Below are 25,794 nucleotides of genomic sequence, written 5' to 3' on the forward strand. Positions count from 1 at the left end.
CCCTGGTGGACTTCGGCTGGGATGCGGCGTGCGCGCACGCCTTCACCTCCTACCGGGCTGCCGGGCTGATGCCGGCGCGGATTGTACGGGCCGAGCGCGGCCTGTGCGAGGCCGTCACCGACGCAGGTCCGGTCCGTGCGGAAATCCCGCTCTCCGCTGATCCGCTGTCGGTGCCGTGCACGGGCGACTGGGCCGCCCTGCGCCCCGCCGCGCCGGGCCATGCTCCAGTGGTGGACGCGGTACTGGAACGGCGTACCGCCCTGGTCCGCTCCTCGGCTTCGCGTACCTCCCACGGCCAGGTCCTGGCCGCCAACGTCGATACGGTCGTCGTGACGGTGTCGCTGACCGCCCCGCTCAAGCACGGACGGACCGAACGCATGCTCGCCCTGGCCTGGGACAGCGGCGCCCAGCCGATCGTGGTGCTCACCAAGGCCGACGCATGCGCCGACGCACCAGCGGCCGCAGGCGAGGTGTCCGAGCTGGCACCCGGTGTCGACGTGCTGGTCACCAGCGCCCTGTCCGGTGAGGGCATGGACACCATGGCAGCCGTCATCCACGGCACCATTGTGCTGCTGGGTCCCTCGGGCGCAGGCAAGTCCACGCTCGGCAACCGGTTGCTGGGTGAGGACCGGCTGGCCACCGGCGCCGTCCGTGCCACGGACGGCAAGGGCCGGCACACCACCGCATGGCGCGAGATGCTCCCCCTGCCCACCGGCGGGGTCCTGCTCGACACCCCCGGCCTACGCGCCATCGGCCTACACGACGCCCAGGACGGGCTGGAGCAGACCTTCGCGGAGATCGAACAGCTCGCCCAGGGATGCCGGTTCACCGGCTGCGCTCACGAAAGCGAGCCGGGTTGTGCGGTTCTGGCCGCCGTCAGTGCCGGAGAGCTGCCCCAGCGCCGCCTGGACAGCTACCAGCGGCTGCTGCGGGAGAACGCGTATGCCGCCTCCCGTACGGATGCCCGCCTGCGTGCGGGCCGGGAGGGCACCAAGAAGTCCATCGCGCAGAGTCTGCGCGCCACCTACCAGTTCCGGGAGCGCCAGGTATGAACCTCGCCGACCTTCCCTCACACGACACCGGCCAGGATCCGCTGACGGAGGCGTTCCTCACCCTTCTTGACCAGCTGCCCCGGCATGGCCCCGGCTCGGACGCCACCACCCGGCGACTTCTGGAGCTGGCCGGACCACTGCCCGCGCACCCACGGATCCTGGACGCAGGCTGCGGCCCCGGCCGCTCCGCCCTGCTGCTGGCTGACGAGGCCGACGCGCACGTCACCGCGGTCGACCTGCACCAGCCGGTCCTGGACGCACTCGCCGCCGAAGCCACACGCCGGGGCATCGGCGAACGGATCACAACGGTCAACTGCTCGATGGACCAACTGCGCTTCCCCGACCACAGCTTCGATGTGATCTGGGCCGAAGGTGCGGTCTACAACATCGGCTTCGACACCGCCTTGCGAGCCTGGCACCGGCTCCTCGCCCCCGGCGGCACCCTCGTCGTCACCGAAATCGAATGGACCACCCCCAACCCCTCCGCACAGGCCCGCACCTACTGGAACGCGGCCTACCCGCTGCGCACCAGCGCCGCGAACACTGATGCCGCCCAAGCTTGTGACTACCGGGTCGGCGCCCACTGGCCTCTGCCCGAAAGCGACTGGTGGAACGAGTACTACACCCCGCTCACAGAGCGGATCTACCGGGCCGCCCCAGACCGGCCCGGCATGACCGAGGCCCTTACGGCCCTGCGCGAAGAGATCGCTCTGCGCCGCGAGCACGGCAGCGACTACAACTACGCCGGCTACATCCTCCACCCCCACGACAACACCCCTCACCGACCCGAGAACGGAACCACCATGACCCCCTGGACCACACGCCCCGAGACCACCACCGACATCGCCGCGGTCCGCGAGATCAACCTCGCCGCCTTCCCCTCCGCCGGGGAAGCCGATCTCGTTGACGCCCTGCGCGCTGACCCCAAGGCATGGATCGAGGGACTGTCCATGGTCACCGAGGCGTCCGACGGCACCCTGGTCGGCCACGCGCTGCTCACCCGCTGCCACGTCGACGGGGAGCCCGCCCTCGCACTGGCCCCGTGCGCGGTGCTGCCCTCGGCCCAGCGCACGGGCGCCGGCTCCGCCGCCATCCGCGCCGCACTCGATGCCGCCCGGACGATGGGCGAAAACCTCGTACTCGTCCTCGGGCACGTCGACTACTATCCCAGGTTCGGCTTCACCCCGGCCTCCCGCTTCGGCATCCGCGCACCCTTCGAGGTGCCCGACGAGGCAATGATGGCCATGGCCCTGGATGACACCCGCTCGGCCCCGACCGGCACCATCCAGTACCCCGCCGCCTTCGGTATCTGACGGCCCCTGATCCCGTCCACCCGGCTCCAGGGCACCGCGCCCGGGAGCCGGGCACTCTTATGTCGACTGCGTCGGCATGGCCGCAAGGCCGTCCACTCGGTAGGGAGCCGTAGGAAACTACTGACGATTTCGATCTCAATACGGTGTATCACACGACATCTGGGCTGTTATGGGGATATTGAACGAGACCTTGGCAGTCCTGGACATGAAGTTCGCAGCGCTGCTGCCGCACTTGGATGAGGGGCAGCGCCGTTTATATCTGGCCTCCGAGGCCGAGGCGCTGGGGCACGGCGGGACCATAGCTGTGGCCAGGCTGGCGGAGGTATCCGTGTCAACCATCTCGCAGGGACGTGCCGAACTCGCTCGCGGGACGGCGCCGCTGGGGCAGGTACGCCGGCCCGGCGGCGGCCGTAAATTTGCTGCCGAATCTGATCCCGGTCTGGTCAAAGTCCTCGAATCGCCGATCGGGCCGCGAAAGGTCGGCGACCCGGTCTCGCCACTGCGGTGGACCACCGCCTCGCTGCGGGACCTGGCCCGGGAGCTGACCAGCGCCGGGCACCCCATCAGCACTCCGATGGTCGGCAGGCTGCTGCGGAAGATGGGATTCAGCCTGCAGGGCACGGCCAAGACCCAGGCCGGCAGCCAAGTGCCCGACCGTAACACCGCAGCCTGCGCCGCTGATGGAACGACCAGGGACGGACCGACTACCCGGGTGCTGGCCGACTGCTGATCACCGCTGACGCCGGCGGAGCGAACGCCGCCGACTCCCACCTGTTCAAGATGGATCTCGCCGCCTTCTGCGACGAGTTAGGGCTAACCATCACCGTCGCCCGCTTCCCGCCCGGCACGCAATGCCGTTGCTTGAGTGTGGCAGGCAGTTCGCGGTGACGCCCCGCACCAGTTGCCGCAAGGTCCAAGCACCGATCTCTTCGCGTTGCCGGGTGGGTTGGTGGGAGTTCTCCGCCCGGTTGTTCAGCCTCTTGTGGGAGCGGTGCTCTACCAAGTTGACAACGTCGGCGCGCCTGATCCTGGCCAGGGCCGACGGGCGCTGGCACAAGTTGACAGTGCCATCTTGAGTGGCTGTCAACACCTTCATAGGAGGTGGGGACGGGCGCTATGACCGACGTCAGCTAGGGAGGCGTTGCCCGGTCACATCGGAGAAGAGGTGGAGCTCGTTGGCCCGCGGAATAACGCGCACCGTCTGGTCGCGTAGGCCCGCCTCGCGACCGAATGTGCGCACGGTCATCGGTTCCTGCCGCCCGCGGCCGAGGTCCAGATGTCCGTAGGCGAAGCCCTCGGAGCCCAGTTCCTCCACGGTAAAGAAGGTCACCGGCAGGCCCTTGTCGCTGTGTTTGGCGTGGAAGTCCAGGTGCTCGGGCCGTATGCCCAGGGTCACCGTGTTCCCGCCCGCGGCGGCGCGCGCCTGCGGGCTGAGCGCGATGAGGCTGCCGCCGAAGTGGATGCCCTCATTGCTGAGCGGCAGCGAGATCAGGTTCATGGCTGGGGAGCCGATGAAGCCGGCTACGAACTTATTGGCGGGCCGGTCGTACATCACGCGCGGCACGTCGCATTGCTGCAGGATTCCGTCCTTGAGGACCGCCACGCGGTCAGCCATCGTCATGGCCTCGACCTGGTCGTGGGTGACGTACACCGTGGTGGTTCCGAGGCGGCGCTGCAGCGAGGCGATCTCGGCGCGGGTCTGCACGCGCAGTTTGGCGTCGAGGTTGGAAAGTGGCTCGTCCATCAGGAAGACCTGCGGTTCGCGGACGATGGCCCGCCCCATGGCGACGCGCTGCCGCTGGCCGCCGGAGAGCGCTTTGGGCTTTCGGGCCAGGTACTCCTCCAGGTCGAGGACCCTCGCGGCCTCGTTGACCCGCTTGTCGATCTCTGCCTTGTCCATCTTGGCGATCTTGAGGGCGAAGCCCATGTTCTGCGCGACCGTCATGTGGGGGTAGAGCGCGTAGTTCTGGAAGACCATCGAGATGTCGCGGTCTTTAGGCGGCAGGTGCGTCACATCGCGCTCACCGATGCGAATGGCGCCCTCGGTGACATCCTCAAGCCCCGCGAGCATCCGCAGGGTGGTGGACTTTCCGCAGCCGGACGGGCCGACCAGAACGAGGAACTCGCCGTCCCCGATTTCCAGATCGAGGTTCTTGACCGTGGGGGAGTCTGCTCCCGGGTAGGTGAGCGAGACATTGTCGAAAGTGATGCCGGCCATGGCGGCGGTTTCCCTTCACCGGCGGTACGTGCCGGGCGATCCAGGTAAAGGCGAGGCGGAAGCCCCTGAACGGGTATTTCGCAGTGCTGTGTCCAGGTTTCCCGGGCGGTGGGGCCGCGTCTGCGGGCCTTGGTCCCGAGATGTGGGGGCGAGTGTCCCTCTTTGTTTCGCAGTTCGTCCCGAGCATCGGACCGGTGCCGTCCCGGCCTTGACTTCACCCATACAAACCGATTTAGTCGCATCTGCCGGATCGTTTGAACCGGTTTAAATGGAGTCTTCTCCGCCGGTTGGAACTCTCTGGGAGGCATCATGGGACGAAGGCCCACCATCGCTGATGTGGCGCGGCGTGCCGGTGTCTCCCGCAGCTCGGTGTCCTTCGCGTTCAATGGCCGGCCGGGTCTGGCCGTGGAGACCAAGGCGCGGATCCTGGCTGCCGCCGACGAGCTGGGCTGGACGCCGAGCAGAGCGGCGCGGGCGCTGTCCCTCGGCAAGGCGGGCGCCCTCGGCCTGGTGCTGACACGAGAGCCCGGACACATCGGCGCGGACCCTTTCTTCCCGGCCTTCATCGCCGGAGTGGGGTCGGTCCTCGCCGAGCGCGGCGACGCTCTGGTGCTGCGCCTCACCACGGCCGAAGAGGAGCGGGGTGTGTACGAGGGTCTCGCCGCGGGCCGTCGTGTCGACGGTGTCCTGCTGACCGACCTCCGCCAAGATGATCCGCGTCCGGCTCTGGTGGCCGAACTCGGTCTGCCCGCAGTCGTGGTGGGCCGCCCTGAGTGGGCCGAAGGGCTGTGCGCGGTAGAACTCGACGACCGGCCGGCCTTCGTCGCCGCGGTTCGCCGACTGGCCGCACTGGGCCACCGCAGGATCGCCCACGTTGAGGGCCCCCAGGAGTTCCGGCACGCGCAGAGCCGCCGTGCCGCCTGGGCGCACACCCTTCACGAACTTGGCCTGCCCGAGGGGCCGTTGCGCCCCGGTGGCTTCACCGCTGAGGGCGGTGCCGGTGCCACCCGTGAGCTGCTGGCACTGGACGAACCACCCACGGCGATCGTCTACGGCAATGACCTGGCCGCCACCGCGGGCCTGGCCGTCGCCCAGGAACTCAGTGTCGCGGTGCCCGAGCGGCTGTCCGTCGTCGGTTACGACGACACGCCGCTCGCCCAGTACACCAACCCGCCCCTGGCCTCCGCCCGTTCGGACGCCCAGGGCTGGGGGGCGGCGGCCGCCCGCGCACTGGAAACGGTGATCGCCGACGGAGGCGCCGCCGATGTGCGACTGCCGCCGGCCGGCTTTGTTCCGCGCGGTTCGCTCGGCCCCGCTCCCCACGTGTAGGCGTGGAGCGGGTCGTGACAACGGGGACTGGGGGCGATCGGGGGATCCGTCCGGCAACGATGTCGGACGCGCACAGTTCGGAGAAACCATGCTGAAGAGAACGGCGTACACGCTGCTCGTGCTCGCCCTGGCGGGCACGGTTACGGCCTGCGGCCGGTCGGGGCCTGACGCGGCCAAGGCGGCCACATCGCGTGGCCCGATCACCGTCTGGCTGTCGAACAACGCCCACGAGGTGAAGTGGGGCAACGAGATGATCGCCGAGTGGAATGAGCTGCACCCCGATCAGCGGATCACAGCGCAGAACATTCCGGCGGGCAAGACCTCGGAAGAGGCGCTCAGTGCCTCGATCATCGCGGGTACCAGCGCCTGCCTGGTGTTCAACACCGCGCCGTCGGTCGTGCCACAGTTCGAGAAACAGGCGGGACTGGTCCCCCTGAGCACGTTCCCCGATGGCAAGGAGTACATCGAGGAGCGCAGCGGCTCGCTCGCCGACCAGTACCGCTCAGCGGACGGCGACTACTACCAGCTGCCGTGGAAGAGCAACCCCGGGATGATCCTCTACAACAAGGAGATCTTCAAGACGGCCGGCCTCGATCCGGAGCACCCCAAGCTCGCCACCTACGACGACTTCCTGGAGAGCTCCCGGAAGATAGTCAAGAGCGGCGCCGCCAAGGCCGCCATCTGGCCCGCCCCGAGCAGTGAGTTCTTCCAGTCCTGGTACGACTTCTATCCGGCCTTCATCGCAGAGAGCGGCGGCAAGCCGCTCGTCGAGGACGGCAAGCCGCAGTTCGACTCGGCGGCAGGCCGCAAGGTCGCCGACTTCTGGCGGCAGATGTACGCGGAGAATCTCGCCCCGCAGGAGTCCTACCCGGGCGACGCCTTCGGCGAGCACAGGACCGCGATGTCCACCGTCGGTCCCTGGGCCGTGGCCGCTTACAAGGACAGTGTGGACTGGGGCGTTGTCCCGGTGCCGACCTCCGACGGCCGGCCCGCGGACCAGGTGCACACCTTCAGCGACGAGAAGTCCGTCGGAATGTACAGCTCCTGCGAGAACCGGGCCACCGCCTGGGATGTACTGAAGTTCGCCACATCGAAGGAACAAGACGGCAAGTTCCTCGCCGCCACCGGACAGATGCCGCTGCGCACGAACCTTGCCTCCACCTATTCCGACTGGCTCGAGAAGAACCCCTCGTACAAGGCCTTCGCCGACCAGGCCGAGCGCGTCGTCGAGGTCCCCAATGTGCCCGGATCAACCGAAGTGTGGCAGGCGTTCCGCAACTCCTGGACCCGCTCGGTGGTCTTCGGACGTGAGCCCATCGATTCCGCCCTGCACGATGCCGCCGACCAGATCTCCAAGATCCTCGCGGAGAACTGAGGCCCGTTATGAACCCAAAGCATGCCAAGGCGACGGCACGGCACGGTACTTCCCGGATCGGCGCGCTGTTCGTCACTCCGTACGCGCTGTTCATCCTCGCAGTCTTCGCGGTCCCTCTCGGCTACACGGTGTGGATCTCCTTCCACCGCTTCTACTTCACCGCCCCCGGCGCCGGCGTCGACACCCCCTGGGTGGGGCTCGCCAACTACCAGGCCGTCTTCACCGATCCGGTGGTCGCCCGCGCCTTCCTCAACATCCTGATCTTCCTGGTCATCAATGTGCCGCTGACCGTGGGGCTCTCGATGGTCCTCGCCTCGGCGCTCAACGCCAAGCTGCCGTTCCGGTCCTTCTTCCGGGCCGCCTACTACCTGCCGTACATCACGGCGAGTGTGGCCCTGGTCGCGGTCTGGCAGTTCCTCTTCGGCACCGACGGGCTGATCAACAATCTGCTCGGCGATCACGCCCCCGACCCTTCCTGGCTGGTCAACTCGCATCTCGCGATGCCGATGATCGCCTTCTTCGTCACCTGGAAACAGCTCGGCTTCTTCGTGATGCTCTATCTCGCCGCGTTGCAGAACGTGGGCAAGGAGCTCTACGAGGCCTCGTCCGTCGACGGAGCGGGCCGCATCCGCCAGTTCTTCTCCATCACGGTGCCCGGCGTCCGCCACGCCACCACCCTGGTCGCCATCCTCGCGATCATCACCGGCGCCAACCTCTTCAGCGAGCCCTACCTGCTCACCGGAGGCGGCGGTCCCGACCACGCCTCCGTCTCCCCGGTACTGCTCATGTACCAGAAGGGCATGGAGCAGGGGCATCCCGACTTCGCGGCCGCGCTCGGCGTCGTCCTGGTGACGTTCGTCCTCATCGTTTCCCTGGTCTCCCGCAAGCTCACCGAGAGGGGCAACTGACACCGTGAGCACCACCACCAGGTCCCCGCGGCGCCGCGGTCGGCTGGGCCGCGCCGTCCAGCTCCTGATCCTCCTGACCGGCGCCGTCGCCTTCCTCTTCCCCTTCTACTACATGGTGGTCGGGTCGCTGCGGAAGACCACCACAAGCGACCTCTCCTCCACGGTCCCCGGCGACTTCACCGGGGCCAATTATGCAGCGATCAACAGCGCCATCTCGCTGGGACGTTCGCTTCTCAACTCAGGGATCATGACCTTCGGCGTAGTCCTGTGCACCCTGGTCTTCGGACTGCTCGCCGGATACGCCCTGGCCCAGCTGCACTTCCGCGGGCGCGGCACCCTCTTCGCCACGCTTCTGCTGGTCCAGATGGTTCCGTTCCAGCTGCTGATGCTCCCGCTGTACGTCCTGGTGGTCCGCGACTACGGCCTCGGCGACACCTACCTCGGCATGATATTGCCGTTCGCGATCAACTCGACGGCGGTCTTCCTCTTCCGCCAGTTCTTCCTCCAGATGCCCGCCTCACTCTTCGAAGCGGCCCGCATCGACGGGGCGGGCGAGCTGCGGATTCTCACCCGGATCGCGATCCCGATGGCCCGGCCCGCGCTGCTCACCGGCGTGCTGCTGACCTTCATCGGCCCCTGGAACGAATTCCTCTGGCCCTTCCTGGTCACCAAGAACGCGGAAATGCAGCCGCTGGCAGTGTCGCTGGCCAGCTTCCTCAACAACCTTCAGGGCACGGTCGCCAATCCGACCGGCGCACTGATGGCCGGCGCCTGCGCGTTGGCCGCCCCCGCCGTGGCACTGTTCGTTCTCTTCCAGCGCCACTTCACCTCGACCGACATCGACTCCGGAGTAAAGGGCTAAACCCGCATGAGCACCCCCACCCCCACGCACATTCCCTTCCGTCTGGTCCGCAAGGGCGTCATCATGTCGCCGCTGCCGGGCGAGGCCAATGAGGCCGAGGGCGTCCTCAACCCCGCCTCGGGACGCACCCCCGACGGCAAACTGCACCTGCTGCCGCGCCTGGTCTCCGACGGCAATGTCTCCCGCGTCGGCCTCGCCGAGGTCACCTTCACCGACGGCGTCCCCTCCGGCGTGGAGCGACGCGGCGTGGTCCTCGCCCCCGACGAGGGCTGGGAGCGCGGCAAGAACAACGCCGGCGTCGAGGACCCCCGCATCACATGGATTCCGTCCCTCGGCCGGCACGTCATGTCGTACGTCGCCTACGGCCCGCTCGGCCCCAAGCCGGCCCTCGCCGTCTCCGAGAACCTCACGGACTGGACCCGGCTCGGCCCCATCCAGTTCGCCTACCAGCCGGACCTCGACACCGACCTCAACCTCTTCCCCAACAAGGACGTCGTCCACTTCCCCGAGCCGGTACCCGGCCCCGACGGCGACATGGCGTACGCGATGCTGCACCGCCCCATGTGGGACCTCGGATGGTTCCGCCCCGGCGAGGGCGTCCACCTCCCCGCAGGCCTCACCGACGAGCGCCCTGGCATCTGGATCTCCTACGTCCCGGTCGCCGAGGTCGAGCAGGACATCAGCGCCCTCACCCGCCCCCGCCAGCACCGCCTGGTGGCTCTCTCCGAGTACCCCTGGGAGGCCCTGAAGATCGGCAGCGGTCCGGCCCCGATCCGTGTCGAGGAGGGCTGGCTGCTCATCCACCACGGCGTCTCCGGCTCCATCGCCGACCCCTTCGAGCAGAACCAGAAGGTGTCCTACGCCGCCGGCGCGATGATCCTCGACCCGGCCGACCCGTCCCAGGTGATCGCCCGCTCCGACCGGCCGCTGATGGCACCCGAGACGGAGCAGGAGCGTTCCGGCACCGTCCCGAACGTGGTCTTCCCCACTGCCATCGAGGAGGTCGACGGCAAGCTGTATGTCTTCTACGGCATGGCCGACGCCCACATCGGAGTCGCTCTCCTGGAGCGCACCGCATGACGACGCCGGCCCTCGGCCTCGGACCGGTCGGCTGCGGACCGTGCGGGGCGTATGCCCTGGACGCCGCGGCCGGCCTGCCCGGCCTGCGAGTCGCGGGGGTCGCCAACCTCCGGTCAACGGGCGCACCATGACCTGGTGGCGGCACTCCGTCTGCTACGAGGTCTATCCCCGGTCCTTCGCCGACTCAGACGGCGACGGGACCGGCGACCTGCCGGGCGTGACCGAACACCTCGACCACCTCAGCGACCTGGGCGCAGACGCCGTGTGGATCACCCCCTGCTACCCGTCCCCGCTCGCCGACGGCGGCTACGACATCGCCGACTACACCGGCATCAGCCCGGACCTCGGCACTCTCGACGACTTCGACACGCTCACCGAGCGCGCCCACGACCTCGGCTTGAAGGTCATCGTCGACCTGGTCCCCAACCACACCTCCGACTCCCACCCGTGGTTCCGCGACGCACTGGCGACAAAGCCGGGCTCCGCGGCCCGCGACCGCTACCTCTTGCGACCCGGCAAAGGACCAGGCGGCTCCCTGCCTCCCAACGACTGGCAGTCGGCTTTCGGCGGCCCAGCCTGGACCCGTATCGACGCCGAGGACCACTGGTACCTCCATCTGCACGCACCCGAGCAGCCCGACCTCAACTGGCGCAATCCCCAGGTACGTTCTGACTTCACCGATGTGCTGCGCTTCTGGCTGGACCGGGGCGTAGACGGCTTCCGCGTCGATGTGGCGCACGCCCTATTCAAGGCTCAGGGGCTGCCGGACGCCGGCCCCGGCCAGCACCGGGACCCCCTGCGTAACCACCTCATGCCCTACTACGACCAGGAGGAACTGCACCCCCTCTACCGCGAGTGGCGCACCCTCCTCGACACCCACCCTGCGCCGCCGGGCGCCGTGGACCCCAAGGACCGCGTCATGGTGGCCGAGTCCGCCGTCTTCGCACCGGACCGCCTCGCCCGGTACGTACGCCCGGACGAAATGCAGCAGGCCTTCAACTTCGCCTTCCTGGAAGCCCCCTGGCAGGCACAGGCACTGCGCCGAGTCATCGACGACTCCCTCGCGGCCACCGCCTCGGTCGGCGCACCCGTCGCCTGGGTCCTCTCCAGCCATGACGCGGTACGCCCCGTCACCCGCTACGGATCCGAGCTGCGGGCCCGCTCCGCGGCCCTGCTCATGCTGGCCCTTCCCGGAGCCGTCTGCCTCTACCAGGGCGAAGAACTCGGCCTGCCCCAGGCCTCTGTCCCCGACGACCGCATCCGCGACCCGCTCTGGGAACGCTCCGGACACACCGACCGAGGGCGCGACGGAGCTCGCGCCCCGATCCCCTGGTCCGGTAGCCGGCCGCCCTACGGCTTCACCACGGCCTCCCCGGACGACTGCTGGCTGCCCCAGCCGCAAGAGTGGGACACCCACACGGTCGAGGCCCAGCGGGCCGACCCGCACTCCACGCTCTCCCTCTACCGCAGCGCACTGCGCCTGCGCCGCGACCACCCAGCCGACACCCACAGCGCCGCCCTGCGCTGGCACTCCGCTCCCGCCGACTCCTTTCTCGCCTTCCAACGCGGCGACTTGGCGTGCGCGGTGAACCTCGGCCCGGACCCGCTGCCCCTCGACACCCTAGGCCTGCCGGGCCGCCCTGCAATAAGCAGCGCCCCTCTGCGCGGGCGCACCCTCCCGCCGGACGCCGCCGTCTGGCTCAGCACCACTCAAGAATGCGGTGATTCCCGTGACTGATCTGTCGCAGCTGGTGAAGGCCTACGACGTGCGGGGGGTGGTACCCGATCAGTGGGACGAGTCGCTGGCCGAACTGTTCGGGGCGGCGTTCGTACAGGTCGTGGGCACCGATGCAATCGTGATCGGACATGACATGCGGCCCTCTTCGCCCGGTCTGTCGGCGGCGTTCGCGCAGGGAGCGGCATGCCAGGGTGCGGACGTGACACTGATCGGACTGTGCTCGACGGATCAGCTGTACTACGCGTCGGGGGTGCTGGATCTGCCGGGAGCGATGTTCACCGCCTCCCACAACCCGGCCCGCTACAATGGGATCAAGATGTGCCGGGCGGGCGCCGCCCCGGTGGGCCAGGACACCGGCCTCTCGCAGATCCGTGCACTGGTGGAGGCCTGGCAGGAATCGGGCGCCCCGACGCCGGCCGTGGTGACGGGCACGGTCATCACGGGCGACACCCTCGACGGCTACGCCGCCTACCTGCGCTCTCTGGTGGATCTGACGTCAATCCGCCCGCTGAAGGTGGTCGTGGACGCGGGCAACGGGATGGGCGGGCACACCGTGCCGACCGTGTTCGCGGGCCTGCCGCTGGACCTGGTGCCGATGTATTTCGAGCTGGACGGCACCTTCCCCAACCATGAGGCCAATCCGCTCGACCCGGCCAACATCGTGGATCTGCAGAATCGGGTCTGGGAAGAGAGCGCCGACCTGGGCATCGCTTTCGACGGGGACGCGGACCGCTGCTTCGTGGTCGACGAACACGGCGACCCGGTGTCACCCTCGGCGATCACCGCGCTCGTGGCGGCCCGGGAGCTGGCCCGCAACGGCGGCTCCGGCGTCATCATCCACAACCTGATTACCTCCTGGTCCGTGCCAGAGGTGATCCGTGAGCACGGCGGCACCCCACTCCGCACCAGGGTGGGGCACTCCTTCATCAAACGGGAGATGGCCCAGGCCGGAGCGATCTTCGGCGGCGAACACTCCGCGCACTACTACTTCCGTGACTTCTGGAACGCCGACACCGGCATGCTCGCCGCGCTGCACGTGCTGGCGGCGCTGGGCAGCCAGGACGGGCCGCTGTCCGCGATGGTTGCCTCCTACGACCGCTACGCCGACTCGGGTGAGATCAACTCCACGGTCGACAACCAGAACGGCCGGCTGGCCGCCCTGAAGGCCGCCTACGCGGGCCGTGAGGGAATCACCCTCGACGAACTCGACGGGCTGACCGTGACAGCCGCCGACTGGTGGTTCAACGTCAGGCCCTCCAACACCGAGCCCCTGCTGCGGCTGAACGCAGAAGCACGTGACGCGGCCACCATGGCCAAGGTCCGCGACGAGGCACTAGAGATCATCCGAGGGTGAGTGCGAGGGCCTGCGTTCTTGGCGTTCCTGTCGGATCCGTGAGTGTGGGTCTCACGGGTTGACGGCCTGGTAAGTGGGGTCGCTGACCGCCGAAGCCGAGTATGGCTCAGTGCCGCTCCGGATCTGACCCGCATCGAAGCTGACGCTCTTTCAGGCTGTCATTCCGGAGATTTGTCGACCCGGCCCGGGGCATCACAGCGCACAACCGGTCGGGCGCTTGAGAGCAAGTCAGGAGCCTGGGCGCCATGCCCTCGTCACTGCTCTGTCCTCCTGCTCGACTGGTGCGCGCTCCCCTGGGCAATCCGCGAGGAAGGGCCGGCACTGCCGCCATGACCGATCAGCGCCCGTACGTCTTTGGTGGGGCCGACACCCACACCGACACCCGTCACGCCGCCGGCTTCGACCAGCTCGGCCGGCACCGGGGTCCCGGCCCATCTCGCCGATCGCCAGCCCTCAATATCTCCGGCTGTAGTACAAGGCGAACGCCTGCCGCCGAGTCGATGACTCACCTTTCCTGGAATGCCCCCAGTATTGCGAATGTCTCGCAATAGTGGGGGCGGTAATAGTCGTAATTATTGATTCCTTTTCGGATCGGCCGAATGGCGGCATGCCGGACTTGGATATTCTGCGTGTGGTGTTAGCGTCTTGATTCGCCGCCTCACTTTGTGACGCTCCGGGACGGCTTTGGTGTCCAGGCGCGCCGTGTTCGTGGCGGCCCGGCGAACGATTCACCAGGGGTGCGTACGGTGGCTGTAACACCTGATGCTGTGACGGACCCGCAGGGGTCCGGTCCCTCCGCCTCCGGTCTGGCTGATCGGCAGCCGATGAAGTTCGTGCTGGAGGTCCTGCGGGGTGTTGCCCAGGTGGACTTCATGCCGAGCGCCCTGTGCGGGTTGTTCTTCGTCGCGGCGTTGTTCGCGTCGGGTTGGCAGTTCGGCCTGTACGGGCTGCTCGGCGCCGCGGTGGGAACCGCGACCGCCTATCTGCTCGGCATCGACCGCAAGTTGGTCGCCGCGGGTCTGCGCGGCTTCAACGGCTGTCTGGTCGCCACGGCCTTCGCTGTCTTTCTCGGTGCCGGCCATCTCTCCACCTTTCTTCTCGCCGTGGCCGGTTCGAGTCTGGTGGTCGTGGTGACATCAGCGGTGGCGACGTTCATGAGCTCGTGGAACCTTCCCACCTTTACTCTGCCCTTCTGCCTGGTGGCGTCCGTCATGACCGTCGCGGCACCCGGCTTCGCGAATGTGTGGCACGCGGGCCAAGACCTCGCGGCCCTTCCTGAAGCCGCCAGCGGAACCAGCTCGCTCAGCTGGAGCGACATCTGGCACGGTTTTCTGGCGAATGTCGGCCAGATCTTCTTCATGCCGCAGTGGTACGTCGGGCTGCTCTTCCTGGCCGGGATTTTCGTGGCGAACCGGCTGGCCGGGGCGATGGCCTGCGTCGGCAGTGCGACTGGTCTGCTCGTCTCCTGGATGCTTGGCGCCCCGGCCGCGGGCGTCGCCCAGGGACTGATGGGCTACAACGCGGTGCTGGTTGCCATGGCGCTGTGCGGGGTGTTCGTCGCTCCCAGCGCCGTCAGCTTCGCCTACGCGGTCGCGGGCGCCGGCGCGGCGACCGCGCTGACCTCGGCGATGAACTCCTTCTTCGGGCCCTTCGGCGGTCACACCTTCACCTGGCCGTTCGTCCTGACGTCCATCGTCTTCCTCGCTGCGGTCCCGGCTATCCCCCGGCTGCGCCGCACGTGAACCACCTCTGAACCGCACCTGTGTTCCTGATCCGGCCTCCCCAGAGCCCGGAGGCCCCTGAAGTGTCCGAAACGTGCCTGAAAGTGAGTGTGGCCGATGAATCTCGCTCCCCGTGAGATGGACAAGCTCTGGATCTACGTCGTGGCCGACCTGGCGCGTAAGCGGCGGGACCGGGGCGTCAAGCTCAACTTCAGCGAAGCCTGCGCGTTGATCAGCGAGGCCATCCTGGAGGGCGCGCGAGACGGCAAGACCGTGGCCGAGTGCATGGAACTGGGCAAGCAGGTGGTCAGCGGCGCGGACGTCATGAACGGCGTCCGCGGCATGCTGCCGCTGCTGCAGGTCGAGGCCGCGTTCGTCGACGGCACCAAGCTGGTCTCCTGCCACGATCCGGTCGGCGCGTGACGACCACCCTCCCCGCCTGGACACCGGTACCGAGCCGGACAGGGCACGTGGTCCTGGTCGGCGGACACGAAAGCCGCGGGGGAGCGGACCTGGCGGCGTGGGCTGCTCCCGGGGGGCGTGAAGTGACCGGTGCCGGACGCCCCCTCACTGAAATGGTGCGGCGCGTCCTGGCCGACAGTGGCCAGGACCGGGTGTGTGTGGTGCCGATGACCCTCGGCCGCGACCCCAGGCTGGTTGCCGACACTGCTCGCTCCCTCCAGTGGATCGCCCAGGACGGGGAGGCGAACCGGGGCCGGATCGTCCTGTCCGATCCGTTCGGCAGCATGGACCACCTGGTGGGCTGGCTACGGGCCGCAGCGGGCGGCGCACCGCGCACCGCCGCTACGGCCGTCCTGGTCACCGCGCCGGCGGCCGGTCCGTTCGAGGACGCGGACCTGTTCCGTGTCGCCCGCCTGGTGCGCCAGTACGGCCACCACCGATGGGTGGAAGTCGCCTTCGACTGCGGTGACCCCGACGTCGCGGAAGGCATCGATCGCTGCCGTCTCCTGGGCGCCGACCGTATCGCCACCGTGCGCGCGGCATTCGGGCCGCCCCCGCCCGGGGCCGTCACCGACACACCGGACACCACGGACCTCGGCCCGCTGCTGAGCCGGGCAGCGGTCGACGGGATCCTCAGCGCCCGCTGCGCCGACGCCCTCCATCGACTGGCCCATGGCGACGACGGCATCGCGGCAGGCCTGGACGCCGAACACGGGCACGGCTTCGCCCACACCCACGGCCCCGGCGGCCACCACACCCACGGGCCCACAGCCACCCCCGAGCACGGGCACGATCACTCGCACGTCTGAGACGGCACGCACCCCCCAGTCCCCCTCCGGAAGGGAAGTACCACCATGTCAGGTGGCGCCACATACCTTTACGGCGAAGGCTCCGTAGAGATCAACGCCGGCCGCCGCAAGGCCAAGGTCACCGTTTCCAACACCGGTGACCGCGCCGTCCAGGTCGGCTCGCACTACCACTTCTTCGAGGTCAACCGAGCACTCGATTTCGACCGCAACGCCGCCTACGGCATGCACCTCGACCTCCCCGCCGGCACCGGCGTCCGCTTCGAGCCGGGCGACACCCGCGAGGTCGAACTCACCGCCTACAGCGGCCACGGCCGCCTCATCGGCTTCAGCTCCCTCGTCGACGGCGGTCTCGGCTCCGCCGACACCCGCATCCGCGCGCTGCGCCGGGCGGTCGAACTCGGCTTCAAGGGCGCCCGCATCGAGGACGTCCACGCCGAGACCGAGCCCCGCGCGGCCGGCGCCGGGGACAGCCACGACGCCAAGGCCGAGGACGGCAAGAAGAGCAAGTCCCACAAGAAGGGCGACAAGTAGAGATGGCTGTCCTGAGCCGCAAGCAGTACACCGACCTGTTCGGTCCGACCGTCGGCGACCGCTTCCACCTGGCGGACACCAATCTGGTCGTCGAGGTCGAGAAGGACCACAACGAGGGCCACTACGGCGACGAGGCCGTCTACGGCGGCGGCAAGGGCATCCGCGACGGCATGGCCCAGGACCCGCAGGCCACGAACCTGCAGGGGGCCCTCGACCTGGTCATCACCAACGTGGTGGTCATGGACGCGATCCTGGGTGTGGTCAAGGGCGACCTCGGCATCAAGGACGGGTTCATCGCGGGTCTCGGCAAGTCCGGCAACCCGCACACCCAGTCCGGGGTCCACCCCAAGCTGGTCATCGGGCCCGGCACCGAGGTCATCTCCGGCGAGCACCTGATCGCCACGGCCGGCGGCATCGACACCCACATCCACTTCATCGCCCCGCAGCAGGCCGAGCACGGTCTGTCCAACGGCATCACCACGCTCATCGGCGGCGGCACCGGCCCCTCCGACGGCACCAACGGCACCACGTGCACGCCGGGACCGTGGAACATCGGCCGGATGTACCAGGCCGTCGAGGACATGCCGGTCAATGTCGGCCTGCTGGGCAAGGGCAACGGCTCGCTGCCGGAAGCGCTGATCGAGCAGGTCGAGGCGGGCGTCTGCGGCCTGAAGGTGCACGAGGACTGGGGCACCACCCCCGCGGCCCTGAGCAAGGCCCTGGACGTGGCCGACGCCTACGACGTCCAGGTCGCGGTGCACACCGACACCCTGAACGAGTCCGGCTTCTTCGAGGACACCCGCTCGGCCATCGACGGGCGCACCATCCACACCTTCCACACCGAGGGCGCGGGCGGCGGTCACGCTCCCGACATCATGCGGGTCGCGGGCGAACCCAACGTCCTGCCGTCCTCGACCAACCCGACGCTGCCGTACACGGTGAACTCCGTCGACGAGCTGCTCGACATGGTGATGGTCTGCCACCACCTCTCGCACGACATCCCGGAGGACGTCTCCTTCGCGGACTCCCGGGTGCGCGCCGAGACGATCGCCGCCGAGACCGTGCTGCACGACGAGGGGGTCATCTCGATCTTCTCCTCCGACTCCCAGGCCATGGGGCGGATCGGCGAGTCCTGGACCAGGGCCTTCCAGACCGCGCACCACTGCAAGGACCAGCGCGGGAAGCTCGACGGCGACACCGAGCGCAACGACAACTTCCGCGTACTGCGCTACCTCGCCAAGATCACGATCAACCCGGCGATCGCCTCGGGCACGGCCGACCACATCGGCTCCCTGGAGGCGGGCAAGCTCGCCGACGTCGTGCTGTGGCCGATCGGCTCCTTCGCCGCCAAGCCGAAGATGGTCATCAAGGGCGGACTGATCAACTGGGCGCTGATGGGTGACCCGAACGCCTCGCTCCCGACCCCGCAACCGGTCTACTACCGGCCGATGTTCGGCGCGTACGGCAAGGCCAAGCAGGCCACCCGGGTCTCCTTCATGTCACAGGCCGCCATCGACCTCGGCGTTCCGCAGAAGCTCGGCCTGGACAGCAGGGTCCTGCCGGTCAGGCACTGCCGCACGGTCGGCAAGCAGCACATGGTCCGCAACGACGCCCTCCCGGAGATCACTGTCGACCCGGAGACCTACAAGGTCGCCCTCGACGGGGTGCCGGCCACCATCGAACCGGCTCGGGAACTTCCCCTGAACCACCTGTTCTACCTGGTATGAGCAATGCCGTGAAACCCCTGGCCGTGGCTTCGGTACAGGCCCTGCTGGTCAGCCTCCAGCTCACCGACTCGGCCTTTCCCAGCGGCTTCTACACGCTCTCCCACGGCCTGGAGGGCTACGCCCAGGCCAAGGCCGTGACCCCCGAGGGCGTACCGGGGCTGCTGGCCGACCTGCTGCGGCATTCGGTGGGGCCTTCCGACGCCACCGCGCTGGCGCTGGCCCACCGGGCCGCGCTGGCCGGGGACTGGGAGGCGCTGGCCGAGACCGACCAGCGGCTGAACGCGGCCAAGCTGAACGAGGGGCTGCGCCGCGCCGCCACCCGTACCGGCCGCCAGTTGCTGGACATCGCCCGTGAGTGCGTCGGCGGGGAGCCCCTCGAACGGTACGCGGAGCTCGTGGCCGCCAAGCGGGCTCCCGGCTCGCAGGCCGTGGCCGCCGGGGTCGCGTACGCGGCCGCCGGGGTCCCGGCCGAACAGGCTGTCGTGAGCGATCTGTTCGCGTACTCGGCCAGCTTCACCGGCGCCGCGCTGCGGCTGCGGCTCACGGACCACCGCAAGGCACAGGTGGTGCTGCGCGGGATCGCACCCGTCATCGAGGAGGTGGCGGAGGCCGCCCTGCGCCGCGAACTCGCAGATCTCGGCGGGTGCGTTCCGATGGCAGATGTGATGTCGGGCCGTCACGAGCGGGCAGAGGCACGGCTGTTCGCCACCTGAGATGCGCCGGATCGCCAACCGGCAGGTACTCCAACCCGCTCGACCCTTGTTATCCGGAATCCGAAATCCGAAATCCAGAAGGCATGTGACTTGTGATGAACGAGGACAACGTCCTGCGCGTCGGCGTCGGCGGCCCCGTCGGCTCCGGCAAGACGGCGCTGATCGAGGCCCTGGTGCCGGTGCTCATCGCGCGCGGCCACCGGCCCGCCGTGATCACGAACGACATCTACACCCAGGAGGACGCCCATCACGTACGCCGCACCCTGGCCGGGGTGCTCGACCCCGAGCGCGTCGTGGGCGTGGAGACCGGCGCGTGCCCGCACACCGCCGTGCGCGACGACCCGACGATGAACCTGGCCGCGGGCGCCGAGATGCTGGAGCGGTTCCCCGATGTCGACACCCTGCTCTACGAGTCGGGCGGCGACAACCTCACCCTCACCTTCAGCCCGGTCCTGGTCGACCTCTTCCTCTTCGTCCTGGACACCGCCGAGGGCGAGAAGATGCCCCGCAAGCGCGGCCCCGGCATCACCGAGTCCGACCTGCTGGTCATCAACAAGATCGACATTGCCCAGTACGTGCGCTGCGACCTCGGAGTGATGGAGCGCGACGCCCACCACGTGCGCGAGGGGCGCCCCGTCGTCCTGACCAACTGCCTCACCGGGCAGGGACTGGAGGAGATCGCGACCTTCATCGAGTCCTTCCGCCGGGTACCGGCGTGAGCGTCGTGGCCGACCCGCCCCACACCCTCATCCCGCCCGCGCGGCTGGACGGGGCCCACTACGAGCCCCCGCGCGTCCCCCTCGAGGTGCTCCGGCACGCCTCCGCGCCGGACACCCTGGGCGTCGGGCGACCGGGCAAGGTCGGCCTGCTGGAGCTGGGCTTCGAGCGGGTCGGCGGGCGGACCGAGCTGGTGCGGCACTACCAGAAGTCCCCGCTGCAGATCATGCGGCCGCTGTACTTCGACCCGTACCGCCCCGATCTCCCGATCACCTTCCTGATGTCGACCGGCGGCGGCGTCGTGCAGGCCGACCGGCTGCGCACCGACCTGACCTTCGGCCCGGGCACCTCGGGGCACGTGACCACTCAGGCGGCCACCAAGGTCTACCGGATGGAGCACGACTACGCCGTCGCGCAGACCTTCCTGACCGCCGGACCGGACGCGTACGTGGAGTACCTCCCGGACCCGGTCATCCCCTACGTCGACTCGCGCTTCTACCAGCGCACGGTGATCACCGCCGACCCCACCGCCACCGTGCTGGCGAGCGAGACCGTCCTGACCGGCCGACTGGCGCACGGAGAGCGCAACGCCTACCAGGTTTTCGCCTCCGACCTCGAACTGCGCAGGCCCGGCGGCGAGTTGGTGGCTCTGGACACCGTGCGACTGGAGCCCGGCGGGCCCGGCGACTGCGCTGTCGACGGACCCGCCGTGCTGGCTGGCCACTCCGTGATGGCCTGCTTCTTCGCCGTGAGCCCGCTCGCGCCCGCCCGCGAGCTGGCCAACCTGCTCCACGGCACCCTGGCCGGGACGGAACTCGCCTACGGCGTCAGCGTGCTGCCGCAGGAGTGCGGAGCCTGGGTCCGTGTCCTGGGTGACCGCACCGAGGCGGTGACCCGGGCGCTGACGGCGGTCTGGGACGCGGTGCGGCGGCTGCTGATCGGCGTGCCCGCACCCGCCATGCGAAAGACCTGACCGACCCGCCCCGGCCGGCGGCCGGGGGCCGCCGCACTCCACGGGAGTACCCCCTTGCTCTTGGCCGCTTCCCTCGACACCGGCGACAGTGCCTGGCTCATGACCAGCACCGCGATGGTGCTGCTGATGACCCCCGGCCTCGCCTTCTTCTACGGCGGGATGGTCCGCACCCAGCACGTCCTGGTGATGCTCAAGATGAGCTTCGCCTGCCTTGCGCTGGTCACACTCCTGTGGCTCGCGGTCGGCTACTCGCTGGCTTTCGGCCCCGACATCGGCGCCGGCTTGCTTGGCAACCTCGACCACGTCTTCTTCCGCGGTGTCGGGATGAACGAGCTGCACAACACCATCCCGGCCACCGTCTTCGCCTGCTTCCAGATGTCCTTCGCGATCATCACCGTCGCGCTGATCAGTGGCTCCATCGCCGGCCGGGCCACCATGCGGGGCTGGCTCGTCTTCGTCGTCGTCTGGGCGCTGCTCGTGTACGTGCCCATGGCACATTGGGTGTTCGCCCCCGACGGCTGGATCCAGGCCGACCTGGGCGCTCTCGACTTCGCCGGCGGCCTGCCCGTCGAGCTCAACTCCGGCGCCGCCGGCCTGGCCGTGGCCATCGCCCTGCGCAAACGAAGAGACTTCGAGCGACAGCCGATCCGCCCGCACAACCTGCCGCTCGTCGTGATCGGCCTGGCGCTCCTGTGGTTCGGCTGGTTCGGCTTCAACGCCGGCTCCGCCCTCCAGGACGCGGGCGGAGCGCCCACCGCCTTCCTCAACACCCAGCTCGCCGCCTGCGCGGCGATGATCGGCTGGCCCATCGTCGAACGGTTCCAGCACGGCAAAGTCGAAATGCTGGGCGTGGCCTCGGCCGCCGTCGCCGGAATGGTCGCCATCACCCCGGCCTGCGGTGAGGTCTCCTCTCTGGGCGCCGTCTGTATCGGCTTCACCGCAGGCGTCGTCTGCGCCTTCGCCATCAACCTCAAGTACCGCATCGGTGTCGACGACACCCTCGATGTGGTCGGCGTCCACGGCTGGGGCGGCATCGTCGGCGTACTGTCCATCGGCTTCTTCGCCACGGCCGCGATGAGTGGAAAGAAGGGCCTCTTCTACGGCGGCGGCCTCGACCTGCTCTGGCGCCAGGCCGTCGCCGTACTGGCCTGCGGCACCTACTCCTTCGTCGTTACCTGGCTCATCGCCAAGGCCATCGACGGCACGGTCGGCTTCCGTACCCGGGAGGAGTACGAGGACGTCCCCGGGAGGGAGGAGGAGATCGCCTACGACAACGCGACGCTGGATGAGATCCAGGCCCGCCTCGACGCTCCACACGCAACCGCCACCGTCGCGGTCGCGGACCGCCGGGACGAAACCGGACTCCTCAGCGACGTCCTCCACGTCCTGGAGCGACGGGAGCGCGAGAAGTGATCACCCGCCGACGGCCCGCCGTGCCCCTCCCATGTGAGGTCCAGTCATGAACACCCTCTTCGACTCCGGCAACACCGCCTGGCTGATGATGGCCAGTGCCATGGTCCTCCTCATGGCCCCGGGACTGGCCTTCTTCTATGGCGGCATGGTCAAGACCGGTCAGATCATCGCCATGCTCAAGATGTGCTTCGTGTGCGTCGCCTTCGTCACCCTCATCTGGTGGGCCGTCGGCTACACCCTCGCCTTCGGCCCCGATGCGGGAGGCCTCGGCGTCATCGGCACCCTCGATCACGCCTTCATGCACGGCATCGGCCTGACCAGCAAGACCGGCGACGTGCCAACTGTCATCTACTCCATGTTCCACATGTGTTTCGCCATCGTCACCGTCGCCCTGATCAGCGGCTCGGTCGCGGGGCGCGCAAAGATGGGCGGCTGGATCGTCTTCGTCATCGTCTGGACCCTGCTCGTCTACATCCCCATGGCGCACTGGGTCTTCGACCCCGCAGGCTGGGTCGCCCGCCAGGTCGGCGCCGTCGACTTCTCCGGCGGCACCGTCGTCGAACTCAGCTCCGGCGCCGCCGGCCTCGCCCTCGCCATCGTCGCCGGAAAACGCAAGGACTTCGAGCGCCAGACCATCCGACCGCACAACCTGCCGCTCGTCGTGATCGGCTTGGCCCTGCTGTGGTTTGGCTGGTTTGGCTTCAACGCCGGCTCCTACCTCACCGGGCCCGGCTCCACTGCCATGGCGCTCCTCAACACCCAGTTCGCCGCCGGAGCCGCGATGGCGGGCTGGGCGGTCACCAGCTTCTGGCGCACCCGGCATGTCACCCTCCTCGACATGTGCATGGGCGCTGTAACCGGCATGGTCTCCATGACCCCGCTGGCCGCAGGCATCACCCCCGTCTGGGCCACGATCACCGGCTTCCTCGCCGGTCTGACCTGTGCCTTCGCCATCAGCTGGAAGTACCGCCTCGGCGTCGACGACACCCTCGACGTCGTCGGCATCCACGGCTGGGGCGGCCTGTTCGGCATGGTGATGGCCGGCCTCGCCGCCACCGGCGCCGTCACCGGCAAGAAAGGCCTCTTCTACGGAGGATCCTGGGACCTCCTGGGCCGACAGCTCATCGCCGTCGTCGTCCTCGGACTCTTCTCCTTCGTCATGACCGCCGCCATCGGCAAAGTCATCGACAAGACCGTCGGCCTACGCCAACCCGGAGGCATCATCGAAGACGAACAGGCCTACGAGAGAGACGTCACGGCCCAGCTCCAAAGCGTCACCGACGCCCTCCGCGGCTCCGACATCCCCACCGGCAAGGACCGCGCCGCCCAGATCATCACCCAGCTCCAGGACCTCCTCACTCAACGCGAACACCACGAGCCGACGTCGACGCAGGAAGAAGGGCCGACGGACCGTCGCGAACGGTAGGCCCCGGTCGGATCAGTGGCTGGGGGCGCGATCACCGGCTGGTGATATCACGGGGATGCACTGGTCTGGACTTCCCAGCCATCAGGACCGTCCGCCTCCGACAGCCTGACGCTGTCGACGACGTCGACGACGTCGAGAACACATTGACCCTGCTGCCCTCAGGGCGTGCCGACTGTATGCGCCCCACTCTCCCGCCCCCGGAATCCGGTAACGCGGAATGGCCCCGCCCAGGGGGTGGGGTCAGGTACCAGGGTCACGGTGTCTGCGGCCGTCGAACAGCCACCACCACCTGGTGTAAGGAAGCACCCACCCCGGTCAGATCTCCACAGAAATCCCGGGGATTGACCATGGCCATCACAAGTCGGAGGGGCTTCTGGAGGGTTGTCCTGACGGGCTTCGCCTGAGATCGATGCTCATATTCAGCCACTTCTAGTTATGCGTTGACCGGTGGCCTGCTTCTGGGCCCCTGGAAGGTGAAAATCGAGCTAATCGCAGGTGCAGGTGCAGTTTGTGGGTGTAATCACAAGACACCTTGAAGGATTTACCTGTATTATGAAGGTACGCCACATCGAACCAACTCTGCCTGACGCGGAGCTGGCGCGACCGCAAAGCGGCCGTGGCACCCTCCAGTACGTGGGCGCCCAGGCGGCACTCGGTTCTGCGCAAGAGGACAGCTCTCGGGGCTCCCGCATGGACGGGTGCGACTCGCTCACAAGGCTGCGCACTGTCCGGCAGGCGGGGAGCTTTCCCAGGCAGCGGAAAGGCCAGCCCGTGACAACCGCGGCCACGACCGACGGGAACGCCCGCCCCGGCTACCGCCAGCTCCTTCGCACGCCCGGCGCCCTCAGCTTCCTGCTCCCCGGGTTCGCCGCCCGGCAGCCCTTCGCGATGCTGACCATCGGCATCGTCCTTCTCGTCCAGCACACCACCGGCTCGTACGGTGACGCCGGAATCGTCGCCACCGTCACCGGTGTCTCCATGGCCCTGTGCGCCCCGCAGATCGGCAAGCTCGCCGACCGGCGCGGCCAGAGCGCTGTTCTGGTCCCGGTCGTCTTCGCGCACGCCGCCGCCGTCAGCGCCCTGACCTGGCTGGCCCTGGCCGGCGCGCCGCTGTGGGCGCTCGCGCTGGCCGCGATTCCCGCCGGTGCCTCGGTCCCGCAGGTCGGGCCCATGGTCCGGTCCCGCTGGGCCGCCAAGCTGGAGGGCTCCCCGCTGCTGCCCACGGCCACCGCCTTCGAGTCCGTCACCGACGAGCTCACCTTCGTCGTCGGCCCGGTCCTCACGACGTTCCTGTCCACCTCGGTCCATCCCTCGGCCGGTCTGATCACCGAGGCGGCCCTGACGCTCGCCGGCGGTCTGCTGTTCGCCGCGCAGCGCTCCACCCAGCCCAAGCCCGTCCCCCGCCTCGCGGGCGGTGAGAAGCATGCCTCCGCGCTGTCCTTCCCCGGCCTGCGCGTCCTGATCGTGGCCTTCGTCGGCATCGGCGCTGTCTTCGGCGGCATGCTGATCTCGCTCGCCGCGTTCTCCAACGAGATCGGCAACCCCGGCGCGAACGGCCTGCTGTACGGCGTCTTCGCGGGCGGCATCATGATCGCGGGCATAGTCTGCGGCACTATCGCCTGGAAGGTCGGCCCGCGCCGCCGCCTGCTCCTGGGCTACGTCGGCCTCACCGCCGCCGCGTCCGTGCTGTGGGCCGTGGACTCCCCGATCCTGCTGGGCGCGCTCGGCCTGGTGGTGGGCTTGTGCATCGCCCCCGCGCTGATCGCGGGCTACACGATGATCGAGCGACTGGTCCCGGCCGCCTCCCGGACCGAGGCCTTCACCTGGCTCACCGGAGCGGTCGCCTTCGGGCAGGCCGGCGCCGTGACCGTGGCCGGCCGCCTGGCGGACGCCAACGGATCCTCGTACGGCTTCCTGGTGCCCATGGCGGCCACCGCGCTCGCCCTGGTCACCCTGCTGGCACTGCGTTCGAAGCTGGCGCCGAAGTCCCCGAGCCGGACCGTGATCTCGTCCTCGCCGGCGGCCCCCAGCGCCTCGGAGCCGGCCTCGATCTCGCCAGCCCCACGATGTTGA

General features: G+C 68.8%; 23 protein-coding genes and 1 pseudogene. 22 read left to right on the plus strand and 2 right to left on the minus strand.

Annotated features, from left to right (window positions below):
- Positions 1-2: 2 nt before the first annotated feature.
- The 4 genes from rsgA (at position 3) to DRB89_RS44195 (ending at position 3,253) form a co-directional block, all read left to right on the plus strand.
- Entirely contained in the window at positions 3-1,052 is a 1,050-nt protein-coding gene (gene rsgA / locus DRB89_RS04100) for a ribosome small subunit-dependent GTPase A (protein ID WP_204357982.1), read from the plus strand.
- The gene (locus DRB89_RS04105; protein WP_112446641.1) at positions 1,049-2,365 is read left to right on the plus strand and encodes a bifunctional class I SAM-dependent methyltransferase/N-acetyltransferase; all 1,317 of its coding nucleotides are present in this window, start codon (positions 1,049-1,051) and stop codon (positions 2,363-2,365) included. The genes rsgA and DRB89_RS04105 overlap by 4 nt, the downstream gene beginning before the upstream one ends.
- A gap of 178 nt (positions 2,366-2,543) precedes the next feature.
- Positions 2,544-3,095, plus strand: coding sequence for a hypothetical protein (locus tag DRB89_RS04110; RefSeq protein ID WP_239516006.1), 552 nt, complete (start codon positions 2,544-2,546; stop codon positions 3,093-3,095).
- Positions 3,095-3,253, plus strand: coding sequence for a hypothetical protein (locus tag DRB89_RS44195; RefSeq protein ID WP_239516732.1), 159 nt, complete (start codon positions 3,095-3,097; stop codon positions 3,251-3,253). The genes DRB89_RS04110 and DRB89_RS44195 overlap by 1 nt, the downstream gene beginning before the upstream one ends.
- A gap of 34 nt (positions 3,254-3,287) precedes the next feature.
- Here DRB89_RS44195 and DRB89_RS04115 read toward each other — a convergent pair.
- Both DRB89_RS04115 and ugpC read right to left on the minus strand, forming a co-directional pair.
- A pseudogene (locus DRB89_RS04115) lies at positions 3,288-3,365 on the minus strand (IS6 family transposase); the annotation flags it as partial.
- A 126-nt stretch (positions 3,366-3,491) separates the two neighbouring features.
- Entirely contained in the window at positions 3,492-4,583 is a 1,092-nt protein-coding gene (gene ugpC / locus DRB89_RS04120) for a sn-glycerol-3-phosphate ABC transporter ATP-binding protein UgpC (protein WP_112446642.1), read from the minus strand.
- A 309-nt stretch (positions 4,584-4,892) separates the two neighbouring features.
- Between ugpC and DRB89_RS04125 the strand changes: the two genes are divergently transcribed.
- From DRB89_RS04125 to DRB89_RS04210, 18 genes are all read left to right on the plus strand, one after another.
- Positions 4,893-5,912: a LacI family DNA-binding transcriptional regulator gene (locus DRB89_RS04125; protein WP_112446643.1), complete on the plus strand. Its 1,020-nt coding sequence runs from the start codon at positions 4,893-4,895 to the stop codon at positions 5,910-5,912.
- An 88-nt stretch (positions 5,913-6,000) separates the two neighbouring features.
- A complete protein-coding gene (locus tag DRB89_RS04130) occupies positions 6,001-7,287 on the plus strand; it encodes an extracellular solute-binding protein (RefSeq protein ID WP_112446644.1) in 1,287 nt (428 codons plus the stop codon).
- Between the two features lie 8 nt (positions 7,288-7,295).
- Complete coding sequence (locus DRB89_RS04135) at positions 7,296-8,195, plus strand: sugar ABC transporter permease (protein ID WP_112446645.1); 900 nt, start codon at positions 7,296-7,298, stop codon at positions 8,193-8,195.
- Positions 8,196-8,199: 4 nt separating this feature from the next.
- A complete protein-coding gene (locus tag DRB89_RS04140; protein ID WP_112446646.1) occupies positions 8,200-9,057 on the plus strand; it encodes a carbohydrate ABC transporter permease in 858 nt (285 codons plus the stop codon).
- A 6-nt stretch (positions 9,058-9,063) separates the two neighbouring features.
- Complete coding sequence (locus DRB89_RS04145) at positions 9,064-10,137, plus strand: glycosidase (protein ID WP_112446647.1); 1,074 nt, start codon at positions 9,064-9,066, stop codon at positions 10,135-10,137.
- Between the two features lie 127 nt (positions 10,138-10,264).
- A complete protein-coding gene (locus tag DRB89_RS04150) occupies positions 10,265-11,875 on the plus strand; it encodes a glycoside hydrolase family 13 protein (protein WP_112446648.1) in 1,611 nt (536 codons plus the stop codon).
- Positions 11,862-13,229 (plus strand): phosphomannomutase/phosphoglucomutase, encoded by a 1,368-nt coding sequence (locus DRB89_RS04155; protein WP_204357983.1) that lies wholly within the window; start codon positions 11,862-11,864, stop codon positions 13,227-13,229. Before DRB89_RS04150 ends, DRB89_RS04155 begins: the two co-directional genes overlap by 14 nt.
- Positions 13,230-14,053: 824 nt before the next feature.
- A complete protein-coding gene (locus tag DRB89_RS04160; RefSeq protein WP_112446650.1) occupies positions 14,054-14,971 on the plus strand; it encodes an urea transporter in 918 nt (305 codons plus the stop codon).
- 96 nt (positions 14,972-15,067) lie between these two features.
- Positions 15,068-15,373 carry an urease subunit gamma gene (locus DRB89_RS04165; RefSeq protein ID WP_112446651.1) on the plus strand — a complete coding sequence of 102 codons (306 nt, stop codon included), beginning with the start codon at positions 15,068-15,070 and terminating at the stop codon, positions 15,371-15,373.
- Positions 15,374-15,525: 152 nt separating this feature from the next.
- A complete protein-coding gene (locus tag DRB89_RS04170) occupies positions 15,526-16,221 on the plus strand; it encodes a hypothetical protein (protein WP_112446652.1) in 696 nt (231 codons plus the stop codon).
- A gap of 45 nt (positions 16,222-16,266) precedes the next feature.
- Complete coding sequence (locus DRB89_RS04175; protein WP_112446653.1) at positions 16,267-16,752, plus strand: urease subunit beta; 486 nt, start codon at positions 16,267-16,269, stop codon at positions 16,750-16,752.
- A gap of 2 nt (positions 16,753-16,754) precedes the next feature.
- Entirely contained in the window at positions 16,755-18,479 is a 1,725-nt protein-coding gene (ureC, locus tag DRB89_RS04180) for an urease subunit alpha (RefSeq protein WP_112446654.1), read from the plus strand.
- Positions 18,476-19,192, plus strand: a complete 717-nt coding sequence (locus DRB89_RS04185; protein ID WP_112446655.1) for an urease accessory UreF family protein — start codon at positions 18,476-18,478, stop codon at positions 19,190-19,192. Before ureC ends, DRB89_RS04185 begins: the two co-directional genes overlap by 4 nt.
- Positions 19,193-19,287: 95 nt before the next feature.
- The gene (gene ureG / locus DRB89_RS04190) at positions 19,288-19,911 is read left to right on the plus strand and encodes an urease accessory protein UreG (protein ID WP_112453172.1); all 624 of its coding nucleotides are present in this window, start codon (positions 19,288-19,290) and stop codon (positions 19,909-19,911) included.
- Positions 19,908-20,882, plus strand: coding sequence for an urease accessory protein UreD (locus tag DRB89_RS04195; protein WP_239516007.1), 975 nt, complete (start codon positions 19,908-19,910; stop codon positions 20,880-20,882). Before ureG ends, DRB89_RS04195 begins: the two co-directional genes overlap by 4 nt.
- Before the next feature lie 60 nt (positions 20,883-20,942).
- Positions 20,943-22,295, plus strand: coding sequence for an ammonium transporter (locus tag DRB89_RS04200; RefSeq protein ID WP_275431878.1), 1,353 nt, complete (start codon positions 20,943-20,945; stop codon positions 22,293-22,295).
- A 46-nt stretch (positions 22,296-22,341) separates the two neighbouring features.
- The gene (locus tag DRB89_RS04205) at positions 22,342-23,721 is read left to right on the plus strand and encodes an ammonium transporter (protein WP_112446656.1); all 1,380 of its coding nucleotides are present in this window, start codon (positions 22,342-22,344) and stop codon (positions 23,719-23,721) included.
- A 771-nt stretch (positions 23,722-24,492) separates the two neighbouring features.
- Complete coding sequence (locus DRB89_RS04210; protein WP_239516008.1) at positions 24,493-25,794, plus strand: MFS transporter; 1,302 nt, start codon at positions 24,493-24,495, stop codon at positions 25,792-25,794.

Origin of the sequence: Streptomyces sp. ICC4, from assembly GCF_003287915.1 — a bacterium.
Classification (GTDB): domain Bacteria; phylum Actinomycetota; class Actinomycetes; order Streptomycetales; family Streptomycetaceae; genus Streptomyces; species Streptomyces tritrimontium.

Bases quoted from the DNA above. Each gene is read 5' to 3' on its own strand.
- DRB89_RS04105 (WP_112446641.1), top strand. From the start codon at position 1,049: ATGAACCTCGCCGACCTTCCCTCACACGACACCGGCCAGGATCCGCTG.
- ugpC (WP_112446642.1), bottom strand. From the start codon at position 4,583: ATGGCCGGCATCACTTTCGACAATGTCTCGCTCACCTACCCGGGAGCA.
- DRB89_RS04125 (WP_112446643.1), top strand. From the start codon at position 4,893: ATGGGACGAAGGCCCACCATCGCTGATGTGGCGCGGCGTGCCGGTGTC.
- DRB89_RS04130 (WP_112446644.1), top strand. From the start codon at position 6,001: ATGCTGAAGAGAACGGCGTACACGCTGCTCGTGCTCGCCCTGGCGGGC.
- DRB89_RS04135 (WP_112446645.1), top strand. From the start codon at position 7,296: ATGAACCCAAAGCATGCCAAGGCGACGGCACGGCACGGTACTTCCCGG.
- DRB89_RS04145 (WP_112446647.1), top strand. From the start codon at position 9,064: ATGAGCACCCCCACCCCCACGCACATTCCCTTCCGTCTGGTCCGCAAG.
- DRB89_RS04150 (WP_112446648.1), top strand. From the start codon at position 10,265: ATGACCTGGTGGCGGCACTCCGTCTGCTACGAGGTCTATCCCCGGTCC.
- DRB89_RS04160 (WP_112446650.1), top strand. From the start codon at position 14,054: ATGAAGTTCGTGCTGGAGGTCCTGCGGGGTGTTGCCCAGGTGGACTTC.
- DRB89_RS04165 (WP_112446651.1), top strand. From the start codon at position 15,068: ATGAATCTCGCTCCCCGTGAGATGGACAAGCTCTGGATCTACGTCGTG.
- DRB89_RS04170 (WP_112446652.1), top strand. From the start codon at position 15,526: ATGGTGCGGCGCGTCCTGGCCGACAGTGGCCAGGACCGGGTGTGTGTG.
- DRB89_RS04175 (WP_112446653.1), top strand. From the start codon at position 16,267: ATGTCAGGTGGCGCCACATACCTTTACGGCGAAGGCTCCGTAGAGATC.
- ureC (WP_112446654.1), top strand. From the start codon at position 16,755: ATGGCTGTCCTGAGCCGCAAGCAGTACACCGACCTGTTCGGTCCGACC.
- DRB89_RS04185 (WP_112446655.1), top strand. From the start codon at position 18,476: ATGAGCAATGCCGTGAAACCCCTGGCCGTGGCTTCGGTACAGGCCCTG.
- ureG (WP_112453172.1), top strand. From the start codon at position 19,288: ATGAACGAGGACAACGTCCTGCGCGTCGGCGTCGGCGGCCCCGTCGGC.
- DRB89_RS04205 (WP_112446656.1), top strand. From the start codon at position 22,342: ATGAACACCCTCTTCGACTCCGGCAACACCGCCTGGCTGATGATGGCC.